Raw genomic sequence first — 21,383 nt, forward strand, 5'->3', positions numbered from 1 at the left:
ATCTTAGACAAAGGGCTAACATGCCGGCCTGTCCTGCTTTTGCGTGTGCGTTCCGTTATGCCCAACCAGCTCATCAAGACCCCTTGCGTCGGCCTTTGCTCCACTGTCTACGGTGACCTGGTGTGCCGTGGCTGCAAGCGCTTCCACCACGAGGTGATTCACTGGAACGGCTATAACGAGGACGAGAAACGCGCGGTGTGGATGCGCCTGGAGCAATTGCTGGTGCAGGTCATGGTGGCGAAGCTCGAGGTGTTCGACCCCGGGCTGCTGCGCGAGCAACTGGTCGCGCGCCAGATCCGCTTCGTGGCGCACCAGTCGGAATACTGCTGGGCCTATCAGTTGATCGCCCGGGGCGCCCGGGTGATCAACAACCTCGAAGCCTACGGCATGGTGCTGCTGCCGGAGTTTCGAGACTGGGAACTGCCGGACCTGCGCGATGCCATCGATCGGGAGTTTTTCCTGCTGTCCGAAGCCCATTACCAGCGCTACATCGCGCCGGGGTTCCTCAAGGATACGATGGGGCGCTGACGCTCCGCCAGGGATCCTGCTGAAACACTGTGTGGCGAGGGGATTTATCCCCGTTGGGTTGCGAAGCAGCCCCCAACGGTGTATCAAACAGCCGAAGGCGGCGCGCTACGCATGCCAGCGGGGATAAATCCCCTCGCCACAATGGTCAATGACGACCCACTTCAGCTCTTCACCGCCAATTCCACCAGATGATCCTCCACCTCCTGGGGCTTGAGCACCAGCACATCGCTTTCCAGGGTATCGAGCACCGCTTCGGCGGTATTGCCGATCAGCACCCCGGACAGCCCGGAGCGGGCCACGGTGCCGATCACGGTCACCGCCGCCTGCAGCTTGTGCGCCATGAACGGGATCAATACGTCCGCCGGGCCTTCCTCGATGTGCAGGTGCTGGTCGTCGATGTCGAACTCCGCCTGGAATGAGCGGCACTGTTCGCGATAGCGGGCCTCGATGGTTTCCTTGAGCTGGAACGTCGGATCGGCCGCCGAGAGCATGGGCGAAGGGTGGGCGCTGATGACATGCAGGTGGGCCTTTGCAAGACGAGCGATGTCATAGCCGTGGTCGATGATGGTGGTGTGCAGGTGCCGGTGCTCACCGTCGGCATTGCCCACGTCAACGGCGGCCAGGATTACTTTGTCCCGCCAGGACCCTGCGGTTTTCACCAGCAACACCGGCGACGGGCAATGGCGCAGCAGTTTCCAGTCCGTTGGTGTCAGCAGGGCTTTCTTGAGCGGGCTGTCCGGGAAATGCTGCTTGATCACCAACCCGCAGCCTTCGGCTTGCTGCACGTCGATGATGGTTTCGTAGAGGCTTTCGTTCCAGGCCTGTTCGGTGGTCACGCTGTAGCCATCTGCCAGCAGTGCGGCTTTCAGCACGCTGAGCATGCCGGCATGGTCGTGCTGTCTGTCGCATACCAGCAGATGCAGGTGGGCCTGGGTCACGCCGGCAATCAACTTGGCGCGTTTGAGCGCCAGGCTTTCCGAGTGTTCGGGTTCGATGATCACCAGGATACTGCGAATGGCTTGCATGATCGGTGTCTCCAGCGATGAAAAGGCGTGGCGTTGCTCAACTATAGTTCTAGTTGTTATGAAGCGTCGTCGACTTGATGCATATCAACAGCGGTGACTGGTGGTCTGGGGGCAGGCCGGTATAATCGGCGCCCTTCGCTCGACTACCTTTTGCCCGTGAGCCCCATGATCCTTCCCGAAATCCACGAATTCCTTGGCTGCCGCACTCCCGATGCCTGGATCCAGGCCGCGTTGGCCGATCAGGAAACGCTGCTGATCGACCACAAGAACTGCGAGTTCAAGGCCGCCAGCACGGCCCTGAGCCTGATAGCCAAGTACCATTCCCACGTCGATTTGATCAACATGATGTCACGCCTGGCTCGGGAGGAACTGGTGCACCACGAGCAAGTCATGCGCCTGATGAAAAAGCGCAAGGTCGGCTTGCGCCAGCTCTCCGCCGGGCGTTACGCCTCGGGCCTGCGCAAGGTGGTGCGCAGCCACGAGCCGGTCAAGCTGGTGGATACCCTGGTGGTGGGGGCGTTCATCGAAGCCCGCAGCTGCGAGCGTTTCGAGGCGTTGGTCCCGCATCTGGACGAAGAACTGGGCAAATTCTATTTCGGTCTGCTGAAAAGCGAGGCCCGGCATTTCCAGGGCTATCTGAAACTGGCCTGCCAGTATGGCGATGCCAGGGACATCGCCCAGGTGATCGACAAGGTGCGTGAGGCTGAGCGGGACTTGATCGAGTCGCCCGATGTGGAGTTTCGTTTTCACAGTGGCGTGCCGGCGTTGTAGTGCGGCGTTGTCGGTACTGACGCCATCGCGAGCAGGCTCGCTCCCACAGGGGGAATGCGTTTCCATGTGGGAGCGAGCCTGCTCGCGATGGGGCCTTAAGCCGTCAACCCCAGGCGCTCATGCCACTGGGCGATGGATTCCTCGGGGTAAACCTCGAACCGCTGGTCGCCCGGATGCGCTTCGACTTCAACCCAGGGTGCTTTGGAACCGAGCATCAGGTGGGTGTGCTCCGGCGGAACCTGCAGCGGCGTGTCGATGGCCGAGGCGAAAGGGTGAATCAGTTCCGGCCATTCGGGGCTGAACAGCCATAATCCGGAACCGCAAAGAGAGCAGAAATGCCGTTCGGCACTGCTGCGGTGGGCGCGTTTATCGCCTTCGTTCTTGAGTCGCGCATGGTAGATCGAGATGTGCCGGCGACCGCGCACCTTGAGGCTGCGGGCATCGCCGCCCAGGTTGATCGCAAAACCACCCCCGCCCTGGGTCTTGCGACAGATCGAGCAGTAACAGCGCTGGTAAGGATAGGGGTGGGCACAGGTCAGGCTGAATGACACCTCGCCGCAATGGCAGGAACCTTCGAGCTGCATGGGAGCCTCCGATGGGAGATGGAATGACCCGGGACAGCGTAGACGGTTGGTGTGCAGGGTGACTGGTCCGACGCCTTGGCGATCACACGGTCCCACGGGCAGGCACCGGCACCCGCCACAGATACCAAGCCGCCACCGTCCGGTAGGGGCTCCAGGCCAGGCCAATGTCGATCATCTGCTTGCGGCCGGGTTGTTGTTCAAGGCCCTTCAGGCGTCGATAGCCTTCGCGCACACCGAAGTCGTCCACTGGCAGGATATCCTGCCGCTCCAGGCTGTAGATCAGCAACATCTCCACGGTCCAGCGTCCGACGCCGCGCAGGGTGACCAGGCGCTCGATCAAGGCTTCGTCGTCCATGGCCAGCGCCGTCGGATAGTCCGGCACCACGCCATCCAGGGCCGCCTGGGCGATGCCCTGGATGGTCGCGATCTTGCTGGCGGAGAATCCGCAACCGCGCAGCTGTTCGAAGTCGGTCGCCAGGATCTGCTCCGGCCTGGGGAAGGTCTGCGTCGGGAACAACGCCAGCAACCGGCCGAAGATCGCATCGCCGGCCCGGGCGTGCAGCTGCTGGTAGGCAATGGCCCGTACCAGGACTTCGTAGGGATCGCGGGCCGGTCTGGGTTGCAGCAGGCAGGGGCCGGTCGTTTCGACATGGCGCCGCCAATCTTCATCGAGGTTGGCAAGAAAGACGCTGGCATCGTGGTACGGCACGGGCATCAGGGCGTTGTCCTCGGACTGATCAGAACGCCAGGGGCAGGGTAACCTGCACCGCGGCTTTTTCCAGGCGCAGCAGGAAGGCCTTGCGCGGTTGCCCACCACCATAGCCGGTCAAGGAACCGTCTGCACCGATCACCCGGTGGCACGGTACAACGATGGCCAGGCGATTCTGACCATTGGCCAGCCCCACGGCACGGCTGGCGCCAGGGCTACCGAGTACGGCGGCGATGGCGCCATAGCTGCGAGTCTCGCCATAGGGGATTTTTTGCAGTTCGGCCCAGACCCGCACGGCGAACGCACTGCCAGGCATGTGCAACGGGACATTGAATGTCGTGAGGTTCCCGGCGAAATAATCCGTCAGTTCGGTTTCGATCTGCTGCAAGTGCGCGTTGTGCCCCGGCGCGACGGTGTAGCCGTAGCGCTGTTGCAGCTCCTCGATTTCCCGGGTCAGGGCGGGGCGGTCGAGAAACTCCAGCAGTACCAGTCCGCGTCGTTCGGCCATGGCCAGCATCGGCCCCAATGGCGTGGTCAGGCGCGTGAACAGCAGGGGTTCACTGCGGGCTGCGCGGCCAGGCGTGATGTGGAAAGATTTTACGAACGCATCGCGAAAGCCGCTCAGGGACTCATAGCCCGAATCGAACGCCGCGTTGTCGATGGAGTTGCCATCCTTGATCCCCCCCAGGGCGATGCCCAGGCGCCGGGTCCGCAGGTACGCGTGGAAGGTCATGCCGAAATGCTGCTTGAACCAGCGCCGCAGTTTCAAGGGCTCGATGCCCTGTTCCAGCAGCAGGGCGTCTGTCCAGCGCAGATCGGGTTCAGTGTCCACGGCCTTGAGCAGCGCCTGGATCCAGTCCGGTGCGATGGCGGCTGCATCCAGGGGCTTGCAGCGCAGGCAGGCGCGGTAACCGGCTGACATGGCTTCGTCGGCATGGGCGAAGAACTCCACGTTCTCCGGTTTGGGTTTGCGCGCCGTGCAGGCGGGGCGACAGAAAATGCCGGTGGTCTTGACCGCGGTGAAGAACACCCCCTCGTAAGCGGTGTCTCGTTCGAGCATGGCGCGGACCATCTCGGCGTGGGGTGGGAGCAGCGAGTCTTGTCTGTTCATGGGGCTGAGCATAGAGCTGCATCCGGTACAGCTCCACCGAAAAATCGACAGTGAATTTTCTGTCGTTGGTCGGACAACCGCGAACAAAAACTGAACCTTTGACTCTTAAAGGTTCAACCGTTGATTTTGTCTTTCGGAGACAACATGTCCAAGCACAAGAAGTCATTAATTGTCGCCGCAGTCTGCACCCTGATGCTAGGGGCGTCTGCCTTGCTGCCGGCGGATCTGTCGCCCATCGGCGCGAGCTATGCTGCTGGGGGTGGAAATGGGGGCGGTCATGGCGGTGGCAACGGAGGCGGCAGCGGCGGAGGCAATGGCGGCGGCAACGGCAAATCCAGCGACTCCAGTGGCCATGGCAAGGGCCTGAGCAGCGATCACACCGGCACCGCGACACGCACCCGCGATCATGGCGTGAGCGGCAAACACACCGGGACCACTCGCACTGACCGTACGAGCCATGCATCGGTCACGTCGAGCATTGCCAATGATCGCGACACCCGCGGCTTGACCAAGGCTTCGGCAATCTCCGACACCACACCCGGTACCCACAACACTAAAGGACTGACCAACGCGACCAGCTCTTCAATCAAGAACGACCGCTGATTGTCCGAAAAAACCGCGCTGCCTCTATCGAGGCGGCGCGGTTTTTTTGCCGCGTATTTTGCAAAAGAACCGAAGGGTTCAGTACTTCCAGAATACGGGTGTGAACAATACCAGGACGGTCAGGATCTCCAGGCGACCGAGCAACATGCCAACGGTCAACAGCCATTTTGCGGCATCCGGCAATGTCGAGAAGTTGCCCGCCGGCCCGATGATCGACCCCAGCCCCGGTCCCACGTTGCACACGGCGGTAGCTGCGCCGGTCAGGGCTGTTGTCCAGTCCAGGCCGATCAGTGCCAGCCCCAGGGCGATAGCGCCGATGGTAATGGCGAAGAAAAATGAAAACGTCAGCAGCGAGCGGGCAATGTCTTCATCGATGGGATGGTTGTTGTATTTCTTCTGGATCACTGCCCGCGGATGGATCAATTGTTTCAAGCTGCCCATCAGCAAGGCTCGGGCCACCTGAAAGCGAAAGATCTTCAGGCCACCGGCGGTTGATCCGGAACAACCGCCGACGAACGTGAGATAGAAGAACAATAACAAGGCAAAGCTGCCCCAAAGGGTGTAGTCGCCTAGCGCAACGCCCGTGGTGGTGACCACGGAAGTCACGTTGACGGCCACGATACGGACCGCATCCCACCATGTGTAGTCACTGTTCAGGCTCAGCCATGTTCCAACCACGAGCCAGGTGACGACCAAAAAGCCGATAAATCCCCTGACTTGCTGGTCCTTGAGCAACGCTCGCCTGTTGCCCCGCAAGGTGGCTACATACAAGGTAAATGGCAGTGAACCGGCCATCATGACGACGACCGATACCCAATGGATGGCCGGCTGAGGCCAGTGCGCCAGGGAGGAGTCCGACGTGGAAAAGCCACCCGTGGAGATCAGGGACATCGCGTGATTGATCGCTTCGAAAGGCGTCATGCCTGCCAGCCACAAGGCCAGGGCTGCCAGGGCGCTCAAACCTATATAGATCCACAGAATGTAGTTTGCCGCGACGTGGGAGCGCGGCGTGACCTTTTCCGACCAATCCGACGACTCGGTCTGGAACAGCCGCATGCCGCCGACCCGCAGCAGCGGCAAGACCGCCACCGCCATGCCGATAAAACCGATCCCGCCAAGCCATTGCAGCATCGAGCGCCAGATCAACAGACCGGGGGATGCGCTGTCCAGTCCGGTCAGGACGGTCGAGCCAGTGGTGGTGATACCGGACATGGTCTCGAAGAAGGCGTCGGTGTAGCTGATGTGCTGGATCAACACCAGCGGCAGTGCGCAGAACATGCAGACAACGACCCAACTGGCGGTCGTCAACAGGTACATGTCCCGAGGGCGCATCTGCGTGTGTGCGGGTCGTCCGCGAGCGACCAGCGCGATGCCACAGGTGAAGGTGATCAGGCTCGACCATAAAAATGCCGAGAGGTCATCGTTCCGCCCATAGATCATCAGCGTGATGAGCGGAATCACCATGCTCGCGGCCAGAGTGATCAGGAAAATACCGAGAATGAAACCAATGAATCGCAATACCGCAAAGGACATAGGGCACGCCTGACTGAATGAGCCGCACAGTATCGGCTCCACAGGCCGGATACTGCATAAAATTTACATAAAAATCACCGCGATACCGCGTGGTTGCAATGGGCAGTTTTGTTCAATACCTGCGTCTTTCGCAGATTTACTGTGTGCGCCACCTCACCAACATGAAGAAGGTATGCGATGACTCTGTTTTTCTCCATGGCGGCGTTTGCGCTTGTCGCCTCCATCACGCCCGGCCCGGTCAATATCGTAGCCCTCAGCTCCGGGGCCCGGTACGGCTTTCGTGCGACGTTGCGCCATGTGGCCGGTGCAACCTTGGGCTTCGTCCTGCTGCTGGTGTTGATGGGGCTGGGTTTGCACGAAGTCCTGCAGCGCTGGCCCGACCTCACGCGAGTGGTGCAGTTGGGCGGCGTGGCGTTCCTGTTGTTCATGGCCTGGAAGCTGGCCCGGGATAACGGACACCTGGGAAGCGCGGATGAAGGGCGCGCGCCCTCGATGTTCCATGGGGCACTGATGCAATGGCTCAACCCCAAGGCCTGGCTGGCCTGTGTCGCGGGAATGGGCGCCTTCGTGGCCGATGGTGAAGCGAGGCTGGTCTGGCAATTCGCAGCCGTCTACCTGGTGATCTGCTACGTTTCCGTGGGGTGCTGGGCGTATGCGGGCAGTTTCCTGCGCAACTGGCTGGGCAATCCGGCGACCATGCGCTGGTTCAATCGGACGATGGCGGGGTTGTTGGTAGCCAGTGCGGTGTATTTGTTGCTGCCTTGAGGTATCTCGGGTGTTTTGACCTGCACGCTTTTTTGTGGCGAGGGGATAAATCCCCTCGCCACAGGGGATCACCCGATGGCCCGTGTCAGCCGCGATACTGCCCTGGCGTCGCCGCCAGGTGCTGCTTGAACGCTCGCTGGAAATGCGCCTGGTCGGCGAATCCGCTGTCCAGGGCGACGTCGGCGATCAGCTTGCCTTCGCGCAATTGCCGGCGGGCGAACTGGATCCGGCGATTGACCAGGAAGGCATGGGGCGTCATCCCGTAATGGCGCTTGAAAGCCCGGCTCAGGTAGGACGGTGACAGTTGAGCGGCGCTGCAGATGTCTTCGAGCTTCAAGGCTTCGGCGCAATGGTCGTGGATGAACTGTGCCGCTCGCATCAAACCGGGATGGCTGCCCCGGTCCGGACGTCCCGCCGGGTTGAGGCGCTGTTGCAGATCGATGAAGAACGCCTCGGCGGCGGCCTGTTTGGACGGGGGGGCGAGCCGTTCATCCACCAATTGCCCATACAACCCTTGCAACGCGGCAAACAGCTCGGCATCGCGGCTGTGGGTGGTGGCAAAGCCCTGGAAATCCAGCTGCTCGTCAAAGCCGATCCGCCGTTGCAGGTCCCTCAGCCACAGGGTGTCGACGTAGAGCATCACGTATGACCATGGCTGATCGTCAATCGGGTTGCAGGCATGGACATCCCCAGGGTTCATCAGCACCACGGTGCCGCTTTCGACTTTGAAATTCGACTGCTCATGCACGTAGGTGCTGCATCCGGCAGTGATCGCCCCGATGGAGAAATGGTCGTGGGAATGCCGTGAATAACAGACCTTGCGCCCATCCGCGATGGCCCGGGCTTCAATGAAGGGCAAGGCCGCATCGCGCCAGAAACGGGGGGCGGAATCCTGGGGGACGGGCTTCATCGGTCAGCGCCTCTTATTGAACCTGTGTCGCAGTGTATAAGCCCTCGTCGGCAAATGCCCGTCTGATTCAGTCATGCGACCTCATCAGCGGTGGAAGCGGAGTGGGGCTGGGCTAGACTGGAACCAGTACCGACAACGGAGTGACCGATGCTCGAACCAGGTAAACCTGACGACGAAGCCGTCCGTCTCAAGACTCTGCAATCGCTGAAACTGCTCGATACCGCACCCGAAGAGCGCTTCGATCGATTGACCCGCCTCGCTCGACGCCTGTTCGATGTGCCTATCGCGCTGGTGTCCCTGGTGGATACCAACCGGCAGTGGTTCAAATCCAGGAGTGGCATGAACATCAGTGAAACGCCGCGGGCGATTTCCTTCTGTGGGCATGCGATCTTGCAGGATCAGATCATGGAGGTTAGCGACGCGGAGCAGGACGAACGCTTTCGAGACAATCCGTTGGTCACGGGTGACCCCGGCATTCGCTTCTATGCGGGGCAACCGTTGAGGCTGGAGGGTGGCAGCAAGCTGGGGACGCTATGCCTGATCGATACCCGTCCGCGCAAGCTCGATGACGAAGAGCGCGAGCTGCTGCGCGACCTGGCGCGCATGGCCGAGCAGGAAATGGTCGCCGTGCAGATGGCGAGCATGGACGAACTGACCCTGCTGTCCAATCGACGTGGCTTCAGGACACTGGCCCAACATGCGCTGGACGTGTGTGAGCGCCTATCGCGACCGGCGACGCTGCTGTACTTCGACCTCAATGATTTCAAACCCATCAACGACCGCTTCGGGCATGCCGAGGGTGATCGCGCGCTGAAAACCTTCGCCGACGTGCTGCGCATCGCCTTTCGCGAAAGCGACGTGATCGGTCGTCTGGGCGGTGATGAGTTCGTGGCCTTGCTCACCGGCTCTTCCCATGTCGAGATCTCGGCGATCATGGCGCGACTCCGGGAAGTCCTCGATGAGCGCAATGCGATGCTGCAGCGCGGCTACGACATCCGCTTCAGCGTCGGGCAGGTCGAGTACGGGCCACAACACCACGAATCGATCAACAGCTTGCTGGCTGACGCCGACGCAGCCATGTATGCCCATAAACAGGGCAAACGGTGCTGATGCCCTCCAACACCTGCAACTGAACACCGCCATCGCGAGCAGGCTCGCACAAGGGAAATGGGGGCTGGGGCATCGGGAATGAAAAAAAACGCCGCTCGTCCTTTTCAGGGCGAGCGGCGTTTTTCAGGCGCGGCGAAGATTACTCTTCGATGTTGCCCATGGCGGTGGTGTTGAAGCCGCCGTCCACGTACATGATTTCACCGCTGATGCCCGACGCCAGGTCGGAGCACAGGAAGGCGCCGGCGTTGCCGACTTCTTCGATGGTGACGTTGCGACGCAGCGGGGTTTGCGCTTCGTTGGCGGCCAGCATCTTGCGGAAGTTCTTGATGCCGGAAGCGGCGAGGGTGCGGATCGGACCTGCCGAGACACAGTTGACGCGGGTGCCGTCCGGGCCCAGGGAGCCGGCCAGGTAGCGCACGCCGGCTTCCAGGGAAGCCTTGGCCATGCCCATGACGTTGTAGTTCGGCATGGTGCGCTCGGCACCCAGGTACGACAGGGTCAGCAGGCTGCCGTTGCGGCCTTTCATCATTTCGCGGCCAGCCTTGGCCAGGGCAACGAAGCTGTAGGCGCTGATGTCGTGGGCGATGCGGAAGCCCTCACGGGTGGTGGCTTCGGTGAAGTCGCCGTCCAGCTGGTCGCCCGGGGCGAAGCCCACGGAGTGCACGATGCAGTCCAGGCCGTCCCACTTCTTGCTCAATTCTTCGAAGACCTTGGCGATTTCTTCATCGCTGGCCACGTCGCACGGGAAGCACAGCTCAGGGCTCGAACCCCAGCCTTGGGCGAACTCTTCGACACGACCCTTGAGTTTGTCGTTCTGATAAGTGAAGGCAAGTTCAGCGCCCTCGCGATGCATGGCGGCGGCGATGCCGGATGCGATGGACAGCTTGCTGGCGACACCGACGATCAGTACGCGCTTACCGGCGAGAAAACCCATGTGTTGCTCCTCTTTCAGGTTATTCGGCAGTTGTTGGGGCCAGGAAGGCGGCCTCCAGCAACTGCTGTGTATAGGGGTGTTGCGGCGCGGCGAATATGCTGCGGGCATCACCTTGTTCGACCACTTGGCCATGCTTGACCACCATCAGTTGGTGGCTCAGCGCTTTGACGACAGCCAGGTCATGGCTGATAAACAGGTACGTCAGGTTGTACTTGGTTTGCAGCGACCGCAACAGCTCCACCACCTGGCGTTGCACGGTACGGTCCAGGGCCGACGTCGGTTCATCCAGCAGAATCAACGCCGGCTTGAGCACCAGGGCCCGGGCAATGGCGATACGCTGCCGTTGCCCTCCGGAAAACTCATGGGGGTAGCGGTTCCGGGTGTCCGGGTCCAGGCCTACCTCCTTCAATGCCGCGATTATCGCTTGTTCCTGTTCGGCTTCGGTGCCGATCTTATGGATCCGCAGGCCTTCACCGACGATCTGGCCCACACACATCCGCGGGCTCAGGCTACCAAACGGGTCCTGAAACACCACTTGCATCTCCCGGCGCAGCGGTCGTACCTGTTGCTGCGTCAGGCTGTCCAGCTGCTTGCCTTCGAAGCGGATCCCGCCCTGGCTGCCGATCAACCGCAAGATCGCCAGCCCCAGGGTGGACTTGCCGGAACCGCTCTCGCCGACGATGCCCAGGGTCTGGCCCTGGGGCAGGCTGAAGCGAATGCCGTCCACGGCCTTGATGTAATCCACCGTGCGCTTGAACAGGCCTTTCTTGATCGGGAACCAGACTTTCAGGTCCTCGACCTGCAACAACGGCGGACCGACAACGTTGTTTGCCGGGGTGCCGCTGGGTTCTGCACCCAGTAGTTCCCGAGTGTACGGATGCTGCGGCGCGCGGAACAACTCCTCGCACGATGCCTGTTCGACGATGCAACCGCGCTGCATGACACATACGCGATGCGCAATTCTTCGCACAAGGTTCAAATCGTGGCTGATCAGCAGCAGCGACATGCCCAATCGTGCCTGCAGATCCTTGAGCAGATCGAGGATTTTCAGCTGGACGGTGACGTCCAGGGCCGTGGTCGGCTCGTCGGCGATCAGCAGTTCCGGCTCGTTGGCCAGGGCCATGGCGATCATCACCCGTTGGCGCTGACCGCCTGACAGTTCGTGGGGCAGGGCCTTGAGGCGCTTGTGCGGCTCGGGGATGCCCACCAGTTCCAGCAACTCAACGGTCCGTCGGGTCGCGACCTTGCCAATCAGGCCCTTGTGCAGGCCGAGCACTTCATTGATCTGCTTGCCTATGGAGTGCAGCGGATTGAGGGACGTCATCGGCTCCTGGAAGATCATCGCGATCCGGTTGCCACGGATGTGACGGATGGTTTTTTCCTTCAGCCCCAGCATATTCTGCCCGGCGTACTGAATGGCGCCGGTGGGATGGTGGGCCAGCGGGTAGGGCAGCAGCCGCAGGATCGAGTGGGCAGTCACCGACTTGCCCGAGCCGCTTTCCCCCACCAGTGCCAGGGTTTCGCCGCGCTTGATGTCGAAGCTGACACCCTCGATCACGCGCTGGCGGTGTTGCCCGACAACGAACTCCACCGCCAGGTCGCGGACTTCGATCAGATTGTCCTGGTTCATTTCACTTCCTCGGATCGAAGGCATCGCGAGCGGACTCGCCGATGAACACCAGCAGGCTCAGCATGATCGCGAGTACGGCGAATGCGCTGATGCCCAGCCAGGGCGCCTGGAGGTTGGATTTGCCTTGGGCCACCAGTTCGCCCAGGGACGGCGCGCCGGCAGGCAGGCCGAAACCGAGGAAGTCCAGGGCGGTGAGGGTGCCGATGGCGCCGGTAAGGATGAAAGGCATGAATGTCATGGTCGAAACCATGGCGTTGGGCAGGATATGACGGAACATGATCGCACCGTTCTGCATGCCCAGGGCTCGGGCGGCGCGCACATATTCGAGGTTGCGCCCACGCAGGAACTCGGCGCGCACCACGTCCACAAGGCTCATCCAGGAGAACAGCAGCATGATCCCCAGCAGCCACCAGAAATTGGGCTGGACGAAGCTGGCCAGGATAATCAGCAGGTAAAGCACCGGCAGGCCGGACCAGATTTCCAGGAACCGCTGGCCGGCCAGGTCGACCCAACCGCCATAGAACCCCTGCAAGGCGCCGGCAATGACGCCAATGATCGAGCTGAGCAATGTCAGGGTCAGGGCGAACAGTACCGAAATGCGGAAACCATAGATCACTCGGGCCAGTACATCGCGGCCCTGGTCGTCGGTGCCCAGCCAGTTTACCTCGGAGGGAGGCGCGGGGGCCGGGACCTTCAGGTCGTAGTTGATGCTCTGGTAGCTGAACGGAATCGGTGCCCACAGCACCCAGGCATCCTTGGCTGCCAGCAAGTCGCGGATGTATGGGCTCTTGTAGTTGGCTTCCAGCGGAAATTCGCCGCCGAAGGTGGTTTCCGGGTAGCGCTTGAGGGCCGGGAAGTACCAGCCACCGTCGTAATGCACCAGCAGGGGCTTGTCGTTGGCGATCAGTTCGGCGCCCAGGCTGAGCACGAACAGGATCAGGAACAGCCACAGCGACCACCAGCCACGCTTGTTTGCCTTGAACAGTTCGAGCCGGCGGCGATTGAGGGGGGACAGGTTCATCTCAATGCTCCCGGCTTTCGAAGTCGATGCGTGGATCGACGAAGGTGTAGGTCAGGTCACCGATCAGCTTCACCACCAGCCCCAGCAGGGTGAAGATGAACAGGGTGCCGAAGACCACCGGGTAATCGCGGTTGATGGCCGCTTCGAAACTCATCAGCCCGAGGCCGTCGAGGGAGAAAATCACCTCCACCAGCAAGGAGCCGGTGAAGAAAATGCCAATAAATGCCGAAGGGAAACCGGCGATCACCAGCAGCATGGCGTTGCGGAACACATGGCCGTAGAGCACCCGGTTGCGGGTCAGGCCCTTGGCCTTGGCGGTGACCACGTATTGTTTGTTGATCTCATCGAGGAAGCTGTTTTTGGTCAGCAGGGTCATCGTAGCGAAGTTGCCGATGACCAGAGCCGTCACTGGTAGCGCCAGGTGCCAGAAATAATCGAGGATCTTGCCTCCCCAGGTCAGTTGGTCGAAATTGTTCGAGGTCAGCCCGCGCAACGGAAACCAGTCGAAATAGCTGCCACCGGCGAACACCACGATCAGCAGGATGGCAAACAGGAATGACGGAATTGCATAGCCGATGATGATCGCCGAACTGGTCCATACGTCAAAATGGCTGCCATGCCGCGTGGCCTTGGCGATCCCCAGTGGGATCGACACAAGGTACATGATCAGCGTGCTCCATAGCCCGAGAGAGATGGACACCGGCATCTTTTCCTTGATCAGGTCAATGACCTTGGCGTCGCGGAAGAAACTGTCGCCGAAATCCAGGTGGGCGTAGTTCTTGATCATGATCCACAGGCGTTCGGGCGCCGACTTGTCGAAGCCGTACATGCGCTCGATTTCCTTGACCAGCGCCGGGTCCAGGCCCTGGGCGCCGCGATAGGACGAACCGGCCACCGACACTTCCGCGCCGCCGCCGGCGATGCGGCTGGTGGCGCCTTCGAAGCCTTCGAGCTTGGCGATCATCTGCTCCACCGGCCCTCCGGGCGCGGCCTGGATGATGATGAAGTTGATCAGCAGAATGCCGAACAGGGTCGGGATAATCAGCAGCAGCCGCCGGAAAATATAAGCCAGCATCGGGTTACTCCACGCTCGCCGGGGCAGCGTTGTTCTGTTGTTCGATCACTTGCTTTACTTCATCGGCAGGTTTGGTGTCCGGCTTGACCCACCAGGTGGTCGTGCCGATGTCATAGGTCGGCGTGACTTTCGGATGAGCGATGTGGTTCCAGTAGGCCACGCGCCAGGTCTTGATGTGCCAGTTGGGAATCACGTAGTAGCCCCATTGGAGCACGCGATCCAGGGCTCGGGCGTGGGCCACCAGGCTCTTGCGTGAGTCGGCGTTGATCAGTTGTTCCACCAGATCGTCGACGGCCGGATCCTTCAAACCCATGGTATTGCGGCTGCCGGGCCTGTCGGCGGCGGCCGACATCCAGAACTCGCGCTGCTCGTTACCCGGCGAGCTGGACTGCGGGAAGCTGCCCACCATCAGATCGAAATCCCGGGAGCGCACGCGGTTGACGTACTGGGACACGTCGACCCGACGGATCACCAGCTCGATGCCCAGGTCACTCAGGTTGCGCTTGAACGGTAGCAGCACCCGTTCGAATTCGGTCTGTGCCAGCAGGAACTCCAGCACCACCGGTTTGCCCTGGGTATCGACCATCTTGTCGTCGACGATGCGCCAGCCGGCTTCTTGCAGCAACTGATAGGCCTTGCGCTGCTGCTCGCGGATCATGCCGCTGCCATCGCATATCGAAGGCTGGAACGCTTCGGTGAAGACTTGCTCGGGAATCTTGCCGCGCAGGGGCTCGAGGATTTTCAGTTCGTCTTCACCGGGCAGGCCAGTGGCAGCCATTTCCGAATTCTCGAAATAACTGCGGGTGCGGGCATAGGCGCCGTTGAACAGTTGCTTATTGGTCCATTCGAAGTCCAGCAGCAGGCTCAGGGCCTTGCGCACCCGCACGTCCTGGAACACCGGGCGACGGAGGTTGTAGACGAAGCCCTGCATGCCGGTGGGGTTGCCGTTGGGAATCTGTTCCTTGATCAGCCGGCCTTCGGCGACGGCCGGGATGTTGTAGGCGTTGGCCCAGTTCTTGGCGGTCATTTCCAGCCAGAAATCGAACTGCCCGGCTTTCAGGGCCTCGACCGCGACGGTGTTGTCGCGGTAGTAGTCGGTGGTCAGCACATCGAAGTTGTAGAAGCCGCGATTGACCGGCAGGTCCTTGCCCCAATAGTCCTTGACCCGTTCATAGCGGATCGAGCGTCCGGCTTTCACCTCGGCGACCCTGTAGGGGCCGCTGCCCAGGGGGGGCTCCAGGTTACCCGAGTTGAAGTCGCGATCAGCCCACCAGTGCTTGGGCAACACCGGCAGTTGGCCGAGGATCAGCGGCAGTTCGCGGTTGTTCGTGTGCTTGAACTTGAACAGCACCTTGAGCGGGTCTTCGGCGATGACTTCGGCGACGTCGTTGTAATAGCCGCGGAACATCGGTGCGCCGTCCTTGGTCAGGGTCTGGAAGCTAAAGACCACGTCTTCGGCGCGTACCGGATGGCCGTCGTGGAACCGGGCTTCGGGACGCAGGTAGAAACGCACCCAGGCATTGTCCGGGGCTTTCTCGATTTTTTCGGCGAGCAGGCCGTATTCGGTGAAGGGTTCGTCGAGGCCTTGCTTGGCCAGGGTGTCGTAGATCAGGCCGATGTCATCAGCCGGCACGCCTTTGCTGATGAACGGGTTGAGGCTGTCGAAGCTGCCAAAGCCACCCTGGCGGAATATCCCGCCCTTGGGCGCGTCCGGGTTCACATAGTTGAAGTGCTTGAAATCGGCCGGATATTTCGGTGGCTCGTTGTACAGGGTCAAGGCGTGCTGCGGCGCGGCGCAGGCCAGCCCGGCGAAAAGTAGGCCACCGGCCTGCAGGAGCAGGGCGCGTAAAGGCTTCATTGATCTTTCTCCGAAGATTTCAGCCACCACGCGCTCAGGCCCAGGGTGTAGGGCGGCGTGGTGACAAAGGCGAACCGGTTACGGTAGGCCAGGCGATGATAATTCAGATACCAGTTGGGAATGCAGTAGTGCTGCCACAACAGTACACGGTCCAGGGCTCTGCCGGCGGCAACCTGTTCGTCGCGGGTCTGGGCGGCGAGCAGTTTTTCCAGCAAGTGGTCGACCACGGGGTTGGCGATCCCGGCGTAATTCTTGCTGCCCTTGACTCCGACCTGGCTGGAATGGAAGTACTGCCATTGCTCCAGGCCCGGGCTGAGCGTCTGGTTCAGGGTCAGCAGGACCATGTCGAAGTCGAACTGGTCCAGGCGCTGTTTGTACTGGGCGCGATCCACGGTGCGCAGACGGGCCTGGATGCCGATGTTGGTGAGGTTCTCGACGTAGGGCTGCAGGATGCGCTCCAGGTTCGGGTTCACCAGCAGGATCTCGAAACTCAGGGGCTTGCTGTCGCTGTTCAACAGACGCTGGCCGTGGAGGGTCCATCCGGCCTCTTTCAGCAGCCCGAGGGCCTTGCGCAGGGTTTCCCGGGGAATGCCGCGACCGTCGGTATGGGGCAGGCTGAAGGGTTCGGTGAACAGCCGGGGCGGCAATTGTTCACGGTATGGCTTGAGCAACAGCCATTCGTGGCCCACCGGCAGGTCACTGGCGGAAAATTCGCTGTTGGGGTAGTAACTGAGGGTGCGTTTGTAGGCGCTGCTGAACAGCGTGCGGTTGGTCCACTCGAAGTCGAACATCAACCCCAGGGCCTCTCGCACCTTGATCTCGGCGAACGTGCTGCGCCGGGTGTTCATGAACAGGCCCTGGGTCTGCGTCGGGATCTGGTGGGCGATCTGCGCCTTGATCACGTCGCCACGGTTGACCGCCGGAAAGTCATAACCGTTGGCCCAGTTCTTGGCCTGGTGTTCGATGTAGATGTCGAACTCGCCCGCCTTGAAGGCTTCGAAGGCCACGTCGCTGTCGCGGTAGAACTCCACTTCCATCCGGTCGAAGTTGTACTTGCCGCGATTGACCGGAAGGTCTTTGCCCCAGTAGTCCTTGACCCGCTCGAACACCAGTTGGCGGCCAGGCTGCACCTTGGTGATGCGGTAGGGTCCGCTGCCCAGGGGCGGCTCGAACGTGGTGGACTTGAAGTCGCGGTCTTTCCAGTAATGCTGAGGCAGCACCGGTAGCTCGCCCAGGCGCAGGATCAGCAACGGATTGCCCGAGCGCTTGAAGACAAAACGGATCTTCAGCGGATTGAGGATGTCGACCCGCAGCACTTCCTGCAGGCTGGTGCGGTATTGCGGGTGGCCTTCCTTGAGCAGCGTCCGGTAGGAGAACGCCACATCATAGGCAGTGATCGGGACGCCATCGTGAAACCGCGCCTCGGGTCGCAGGTTGAAGACCACCCAGCTGCGGTTTTCGTTGTATTCCACGCTCTGGGCGATCAGGCCATAGCTCGACGTCGGCTCATCGCCGGAAGGCGCGTACTGGCCCGTGCCGACCATCAGCGGCTCGTTCAGCTCGTTGATGCCGTATTGCAGGAAATTGGGTGTGGAAACCGGGCTGCTGCCCTTGAAGGTATAGGGGTTGAGCGTATCGAAGGTGCCGAATGCCATGACTCGCAAGGTACCGCCCTTGGGCGCTTGCGGGTTGACCCAGTCGAAGTGGGTAAATCGGGCCGGGTACTTGAGCGTGCCAAATTGTGCGTAGCCATGGCTTTCGCTGATGGTTGCGCTGGCGGGGAAGCTCAGGGCCAGGCTGATCAGGAGCGGGAGGAGGGGACGTATCAAGTCTGGTATCCGATCCAGGCGGCTTGGGCTTTCATGGCCTGTACAGTAACAGCTTGTATCGGCAGGAAAAAGGCGGCCTGGGGGGAATGCCGGTCAGTTAGCCGCAAACCTGTGGGAGCGAAGCTTGCTCGCGATTGTGGGGCAGTCGACAACTGTGTTGGCTGGTGCACCGCTATCGCGAGCAAGCTTTGCTCCCACAGGGCTCTGCTTCAAAGGTCTGTGGGGTTCTCACAGGTCAGTGTGGGGAATAGACCGTCAGCATCTGTCCAGGCTTGAGGGCCTTGCCCATGCGTGGGTTCCAGCGCTTGAGGTGTTGCATTTCCACATTGAAGCGCTTGGCCACGACATACAACGAATCACCCTGCTTGACCTTGTATTGGGTCTGCTTGGTCTTTTCCTTGGTGCTGTTGGCGGCCACCACGGTATTGATGCGCTTGCCGGTCGCCTTGGCCGGCCTGGCGTCCTGCATCACCAGGGTCTGGCCGATCTTGAGCTTGCTGCCGCTGAGTTTGTTCCAGCGTTGCAGGTCCTTCGTCTGGACGTGGTTGGCCTTGGCGATCTGGCCCAGGTTGTCACCGCGCTTGACGCGGTAGGTGCGCCTGGCGCCTTCCACTTCAGCGTCATCGGCGGATTCGAAAACCGGTTTGAGCGAGCGCTGGCTGATCAGCTCTTCCGGGCGCATGGTCGACAGGCTGGCGGTCAGCAACTGGGCCTTGGAGGTGGGCACCAGCAGGTGCTGCGGGCCGTCGATGGTGGTGCGCTGCTTGAAGGCCGGGTTGAGCTGGAACAGCTCGTCTTCGTCGATGTTGGCCACCTCCGCGACCTTGGACAGGTCCATGCGCTGGTTGATCTCGACGACCTGGAAGTAGGGCTCATTGGCGATCGGGTTGAGGTTCACCCCATAGGCTTCGGGGGCGAGCACCACCTGGGACAGCGCCAGCAGCTTGGGCACGTAGGCCTGGGTCTCGGCGGGCAGCGGCAGGTTCCAGTAGTCGGTGGGCAGGCCGAGTTTTTCGTTACGCTCGATGGCGCGGCTGACCGTACCTTCGCCGGCGTTATAGGCGGCCAGCGCCAACAGCCAGTCACCGTTGAACATGTCGTGCAGGCGCGTCAGGTAGTCCAGGGCCGCCGTGGTGGAGGCGGTGATGTCGCGACGCCCGTCATAGAAGCGGGTCTGGCGCAGGTTGAAGTAACGACCCGTGGACGGAATGAACTGCCATAGTCCAACGGCGTTGGCCCGTGAATAGGCCATGGGGTTGTAGGCGCTTTCGATCACCGGCAGGAGCGCCAGCTCCAGTGGCATGTTGCGTTCTTCGAGGCGTTCGACGATGTAGTGCATGTACAGGCTGCCGCGCTCACCGGCACCCTCGAGGAACGCCGGGTTGCTGGCGAACCACAGGCGCTGTTGCTCGATACGCGGGTTGACCCCGGCGGTTTCCTGCAACTGGAAGCCCTGGCGCATGCGCTCCCAGATGTCCTGGGGGGCCTGGGGGCTGGGTTTCTCGCTGAGCCAGACCGGCTTCTGCTTGGCACGGGCCGCCATGTTCTTCGGCGTGACCGCGTCGTTCTGGGGGATCTGGCCCGAGCTCTGGCAGCCCGCCAGGATCGCGGACACAGCCACCGCGATGGCTTGAGCCAGGCGGGTCAAAGTAGCTGACGGGACGGACCTGCGTATGGATGACGACATTGGCTGGAAGTAAGTTCCGGGCAAAAATGTCGGCCGATTCTAGAAAGCGCACCCCAACAGGTCAACCATTCAGAATTTTTGTATCAGTCGATGGGGGGCTTAGAACTTATCTTTCCAGGCCCTCAAGGCCGCAAAAACCTCACTCGGCGTCCCGTTTCGCTGGTTGTTCCGTTCGTCTGCTTTTTGTTTAACGGATGTTTCAGTGGTGCGCAGGAATGGGTTGGTGAGTTTTTCCAGGGCCAGGGTCGACGGTAGGGTCATGATGCCCTCGCTGCGCTGTCGGCCGACTTTTTCCAAGCGGGCGGCGATGTCCGGGTTGTCCGGCTCCACCGCAGCGGCGAACTTCAGGTTGCTGAGGGTGTATTCATGGGTGCAATAGACCAGCGTATCGTCCGGCAGGGCGGCGAGGCGGCCGAGGGAGTGGTGCATCTGTTCCGGCGTGCCCTCGAAGAGCCGTCCGCAACCGGCGGCGAACAGGGTGTCGCCGCAAAACAACAGGCCATGGTGGTAATAGGCTATATGCCCCAATGTATGGCCGGGCACGGCGTAGACATCGAAGTCCAGGCCGAGCACCTTGATCTGGTCGTTATCCTTGAGCGCTACGTCCCGCGCCGGGATGTTCTCGCTGGCCGGGCCGCAGACGGTGGCGTTCGTCGCATTTTTCAGCGCCTGGACGCCGCCGACATGATCATGGTGATGGTGGGTGATCAAGATGTCGCTCAAGACCCAGGCCGGATGTGCATCGAGCCAGGCCTGGACAGGCGCGGCGTCACCAGGGTCGACCACGGCGCAGCGGCGGCTGGAGTGATCCTGTAACAACCAGATGTAGTTATCGGTGAAGGCGGGCAGGGCACTGATCTGTATCATCGCGGAATTCGCCAAGCGGAAAACAAAGGCGCATCTTAGAACTTCCTGACGCGTTGGAGAATGCAATGACTGACGAAGCGTTCGCTCAGGCCGATCCTGACTGGCTGGCCTTGATCAGCGCGGCCCGTGAATGGCTGTCCGGCCCCGTCGGGCAATTTTTGCTGGAAGAGGAACGGCGCATGCTCGAAGACGAGCTGAGTCGCTTCTTCGGCGGTTACCTGGTGCACTACGGTCCGTCGGCGCAGACGCCGCCGTCGGCACCGCAGGTCCAGCGCAACGTGCGCCTGGGCGCACCGCTGCCCGGGGTGGAGATCGTCTGCGAGGAGCAGGCCTGGCCGTTGAGCGAGCACGCCGCCGATGTGGTAGTGATGCAGCACGGCCTGGATTTCTGCCTGTCTCCCCACGGCCTGCTGCGTGAAGCCGCCAGCAGCGTGCGCCCAGGTGGTCATCTGTTGATCATCGGTCTCAACCCCTGGAGCACTTGGGGGCTGCGTCATGTCTTCGCCCATGACGCCCTGCGCCAGGCCCGCTGCATCTCGGCATCGAGGGTGGGCGACTGGCTCAACCTGCTGGGCTTCGCGCTGGAGAAACGCCGCTTCGGGTGCTATCGTCCGCCGCTTGCGTCGCCCAAGTGGCAGGCCCGCCTGGCCGGTTGGGAGCGCAAAGCTGGCGACTGGCAGCTGTCCGGTGGCGGCTTCTATCTGCTGGTGGCCCGCAAGATCGTGGTCGGGCTGCGCCCGGTGCGTCAGGTGCGACGCGAGCCGATGGGCAAGCTGATTCCCTTGCCGATGGCCAAGGTCAATCGTCGCCATATCGAGCCATAACTGTTTCCG

Annotated in this window: 20 protein-coding genes; 6 read left to right on the forward strand and 14 right to left on the reverse strand. The window is 61.4% G+C overall.

The features are described from left to right. Positions 1 to 57: 57 nt before the first annotated feature. A complete protein-coding gene (locus tag AD665_RS04405; protein ID WP_053191085.1) occupies positions 58 to 528 on the forward strand; it encodes a DUF1289 domain-containing protein in 471 nt (156 codons plus the stop codon). 161 nt (positions 529 to 689) lie between these two features. On the opposite strand, the gene AD665_RS04410 is transcribed toward AD665_RS04405, so the two are convergent. Beyond that, positions 690 to 1,553 (reverse strand): universal stress protein, encoded by an 864-nt coding sequence (locus tag AD665_RS04410; RefSeq protein WP_024777014.1) that lies wholly within the window; start codon positions 1,551 to 1,553, stop codon positions 690 to 692. Positions 1,554 to 1,718: 165 nt separating this feature from the next. Here AD665_RS04410 and AD665_RS04415 point away from each other — a divergent pair, with 165 nt between their 5' ends. Next, a complete protein-coding gene (locus AD665_RS04415) occupies positions 1,719 to 2,324 on the forward strand; it encodes a MiaE family protein (RefSeq protein ID WP_053191087.1) in 606 nt (201 codons plus the stop codon). Between the two features lie 95 nt (positions 2,325 to 2,419). On the opposite strand, the gene AD665_RS04420 is transcribed toward AD665_RS04415, so the two are convergent. From AD665_RS04420 to AD665_RS04430, 3 genes are all read right to left on the reverse strand, one after another. Then, positions 2,420 to 2,908: a GFA family protein gene (locus AD665_RS04420; protein ID WP_053191089.1), complete on the reverse strand. Its 489-nt coding sequence runs from the start codon at positions 2,906 to 2,908 to the stop codon at positions 2,420 to 2,422. An 82-nt stretch (positions 2,909 to 2,990) separates the two neighbouring features. After that, complete coding sequence (locus tag AD665_RS04425) at positions 2,991 to 3,623, reverse strand: DNA-3-methyladenine glycosylase family protein (protein ID WP_024777011.1); 633 nt, start codon at positions 3,621 to 3,623, stop codon at positions 2,991 to 2,993. Positions 3,624 to 3,645: 22 nt separating this feature from the next. Next, positions 3,646 to 4,728, reverse strand: coding sequence for a bifunctional transcriptional activator/DNA repair enzyme AdaA (locus AD665_RS04430; RefSeq protein WP_024777010.1), 1,083 nt, complete (start codon positions 4,726 to 4,728; stop codon positions 3,646 to 3,648). A gap of 144 nt (positions 4,729 to 4,872) precedes the next feature. Between AD665_RS04430 and AD665_RS04435 the strand changes: the two genes are divergently transcribed. Then, complete coding sequence (locus AD665_RS04435) at positions 4,873 to 5,331, forward strand: hypothetical protein (protein WP_024777009.1); 459 nt, start codon at positions 4,873 to 4,875, stop codon at positions 5,329 to 5,331. Positions 5,332 to 5,409: 78 nt separating this feature from the next. On the opposite strand, the gene AD665_RS04440 is transcribed toward AD665_RS04435, so the two are convergent. Beyond that, a complete protein-coding gene (locus tag AD665_RS04440; protein ID WP_024777008.1) occupies positions 5,410 to 6,864 on the reverse strand; it encodes a TrkH family potassium uptake protein in 1,455 nt (484 codons plus the stop codon). A 177-nt stretch (positions 6,865 to 7,041) separates the two neighbouring features. Between AD665_RS04440 and AD665_RS04445 the strand changes: the two genes are divergently transcribed. Further along, complete coding sequence (locus AD665_RS04445) at positions 7,042 to 7,629, forward strand: LysE family translocator (protein ID WP_024777007.1); 588 nt, start codon at positions 7,042 to 7,044, stop codon at positions 7,627 to 7,629. A gap of 85 nt (positions 7,630 to 7,714) precedes the next feature. Here AD665_RS04445 and AD665_RS04450 read toward each other — a convergent pair whose 3' ends face one another. Continuing rightward, positions 7,715 to 8,539 (reverse strand): helix-turn-helix transcriptional regulator, encoded by an 825-nt coding sequence (locus tag AD665_RS04450; protein WP_024777006.1) that lies wholly within the window; start codon positions 8,537 to 8,539, stop codon positions 7,715 to 7,717. A 147-nt stretch (positions 8,540 to 8,686) separates the two neighbouring features. On the opposite strand from AD665_RS04450, the gene AD665_RS04455 reads away from it, so the two are divergent. Then, positions 8,687 to 9,649, forward strand: coding sequence for a GGDEF domain-containing protein (locus AD665_RS04455; RefSeq protein ID WP_053191091.1), 963 nt, complete (start codon positions 8,687 to 8,689; stop codon positions 9,647 to 9,649). Positions 9,650 to 9,788: 139 nt separating this feature from the next. On the opposite strand, the gene fabI is transcribed toward AD665_RS04455, so the two are convergent. The 8 genes from fabI to gloB form a co-directional block, all read right to left on the reverse strand. Next, on the reverse strand, positions 9,789 to 10,583 hold the full coding sequence (fabI, locus tag AD665_RS04460) for an enoyl-ACP reductase FabI (protein WP_003202751.1): 795 nt from the start codon (positions 10,581 to 10,583) through the stop codon (positions 9,789 to 9,791). A 19-nt stretch (positions 10,584 to 10,602) separates the two neighbouring features. Then, positions 10,603 to 12,213 carry an ABC transporter ATP-binding protein gene (locus tag AD665_RS04465; protein ID WP_024777004.1) on the reverse strand — a complete coding sequence of 537 codons (1,611 nt, stop codon included), beginning with the start codon at positions 12,211 to 12,213 and terminating at the stop codon, positions 10,603 to 10,605. A gap of 1 nt (position 12,214) precedes the next feature. Beyond that, a complete protein-coding gene (locus AD665_RS04470; RefSeq protein ID WP_024777003.1) occupies positions 12,215 to 13,234 on the reverse strand; it encodes an ABC transporter permease in 1,020 nt (339 codons plus the stop codon). Between the two features lies 1 nt (position 13,235). After that, the gene (locus tag AD665_RS04475; protein WP_024777002.1) at positions 13,236 to 14,309 is read right to left on the reverse strand and encodes a microcin C ABC transporter permease YejB; all 1,074 of its coding nucleotides are present in this window, start codon (positions 14,307 to 14,309) and stop codon (positions 13,236 to 13,238) included. A gap of 4 nt (positions 14,310 to 14,313) precedes the next feature. After that, on the reverse strand, positions 14,314 to 16,167 hold the full coding sequence (locus AD665_RS04480) for an extracellular solute-binding protein (protein WP_053191093.1): 1,854 nt from the start codon (positions 16,165 to 16,167) through the stop codon (positions 14,314 to 14,316). Further along, a complete protein-coding gene (locus AD665_RS04485; RefSeq protein WP_053191095.1) occupies positions 16,164 to 17,996 on the reverse strand; it encodes an extracellular solute-binding protein in 1,833 nt (610 codons plus the stop codon). Before AD665_RS04485 ends, AD665_RS04480 begins: the two co-directional genes overlap by 4 nt. A gap of 235 nt (positions 17,997 to 18,231) precedes the next feature. Continuing rightward, positions 18,232 to 19,683, reverse strand: a complete 1,452-nt coding sequence (locus tag AD665_RS04490; RefSeq protein ID WP_024776999.1) for a transglycosylase SLT domain-containing protein — start codon at positions 19,681 to 19,683, stop codon at positions 18,232 to 18,234. Between the two features lie 99 nt (positions 19,684 to 19,782). Beyond that, positions 19,783 to 20,550, reverse strand: a complete 768-nt coding sequence (gene gloB / locus AD665_RS04495; RefSeq protein ID WP_024776998.1) for a hydroxyacylglutathione hydrolase — start codon at positions 20,548 to 20,550, stop codon at positions 19,783 to 19,785. 65 nt (positions 20,551 to 20,615) lie between these two features. Between gloB and AD665_RS04500 the strand changes: the two genes are divergently transcribed. After that, positions 20,616 to 21,374: a class I SAM-dependent methyltransferase gene (locus AD665_RS04500; protein WP_024776997.1), complete on the forward strand. Its 759-nt coding sequence runs from the start codon at positions 20,616 to 20,618 to the stop codon at positions 21,372 to 21,374. The last annotated feature ends 9 nt before the right edge of the window (positions 21,375 to 21,383 follow it).

Source organism: Pseudomonas corrugata (genome assembly GCF_001269905.1).
GTDB classification, from domain to species: domain Bacteria; phylum Pseudomonadota; class Gammaproteobacteria; order Pseudomonadales; family Pseudomonadaceae; genus Aquipseudomonas; species Aquipseudomonas corrugata.

Excerpts from the sequence above, each read along its gene's own strand:
- AD665_RS04405 (WP_053191085.1), top strand. The coding sequence starts at position 58 with ATGCCCAACCAGCTCATCAAGACCCCTTGCGTCGGCCTTTGCTCCACT.
- AD665_RS04410 (WP_024777014.1), bottom strand. The coding sequence starts at position 1,553 with ATGCAAGCCATTCGCAGTATCCTGGTGATCATCGAACCCGAACACTCG.
- AD665_RS04415 (WP_053191087.1), top strand. The coding sequence starts at position 1,719 with ATGATCCTTCCCGAAATCCACGAATTCCTTGGCTGCCGCACTCCCGAT.
- AD665_RS04420 (WP_053191089.1), bottom strand. The coding sequence starts at position 2,908 with ATGCAGCTCGAAGGTTCCTGCCATTGCGGCGAGGTGTCATTCAGCCTG.
- AD665_RS04425 (WP_024777011.1), bottom strand. The coding sequence starts at position 3,623 with ATGCCCGTGCCGTACCACGATGCCAGCGTCTTTCTTGCCAACCTCGAT.
- AD665_RS04430 (WP_024777010.1), bottom strand. The coding sequence starts at position 4,728 with ATGAACAGACAAGACTCGCTGCTCCCACCCCACGCCGAGATGGTCCGC.
- AD665_RS04435 (WP_024777009.1), top strand. The coding sequence starts at position 4,873 with ATGTCCAAGCACAAGAAGTCATTAATTGTCGCCGCAGTCTGCACCCTG.
- AD665_RS04440 (WP_024777008.1), bottom strand. The coding sequence starts at position 6,864 with ATGTCCTTTGCGGTATTGCGATTCATTGGTTTCATTCTCGGTATTTTC.
- AD665_RS04445 (WP_024777007.1), top strand. The coding sequence starts at position 7,042 with ATGACTCTGTTTTTCTCCATGGCGGCGTTTGCGCTTGTCGCCTCCATC.
- AD665_RS04450 (WP_024777006.1), bottom strand. The coding sequence starts at position 8,539 with ATGAAGCCCGTCCCCCAGGATTCCGCCCCCCGTTTCTGGCGCGATGCG.
- AD665_RS04455 (WP_053191091.1), top strand. The coding sequence starts at position 8,687 with ATGCTCGAACCAGGTAAACCTGACGACGAAGCCGTCCGTCTCAAGACT.
- fabI (WP_003202751.1), bottom strand. The coding sequence starts at position 10,583 with ATGGGTTTTCTCGCCGGTAAGCGCGTACTGATCGTCGGTGTCGCCAGC.
- AD665_RS04465 (WP_024777004.1), bottom strand. The coding sequence starts at position 12,213 with ATGAACCAGGACAATCTGATCGAAGTCCGCGACCTGGCGGTGGAGTTC.
- AD665_RS04470 (WP_024777003.1), bottom strand. The coding sequence starts at position 13,234 with ATGAACCTGTCCCCCCTCAATCGCCGCCGGCTCGAACTGTTCAAGGCA.
- AD665_RS04475 (WP_024777002.1), bottom strand. The coding sequence starts at position 14,309 with ATGCTGGCTTATATTTTCCGGCGGCTGCTGCTGATTATCCCGACCCTG.
- AD665_RS04480 (WP_053191093.1), bottom strand. The coding sequence starts at position 16,167 with ATGAAGCCTTTACGCGCCCTGCTCCTGCAGGCCGGTGGCCTACTTTTC.
- AD665_RS04490 (WP_024776999.1), bottom strand. The coding sequence starts at position 19,683 with ATGTCGTCATCCATACGCAGGTCCGTCCCGTCAGCTACTTTGACCCGC.
- gloB (WP_024776998.1), bottom strand. The coding sequence starts at position 20,550 with ATGATACAGATCAGTGCCCTGCCCGCCTTCACCGATAACTACATCTGG.
- AD665_RS04500 (WP_024776997.1), top strand. The coding sequence starts at position 20,616 with ATGACTGACGAAGCGTTCGCTCAGGCCGATCCTGACTGGCTGGCCTTG.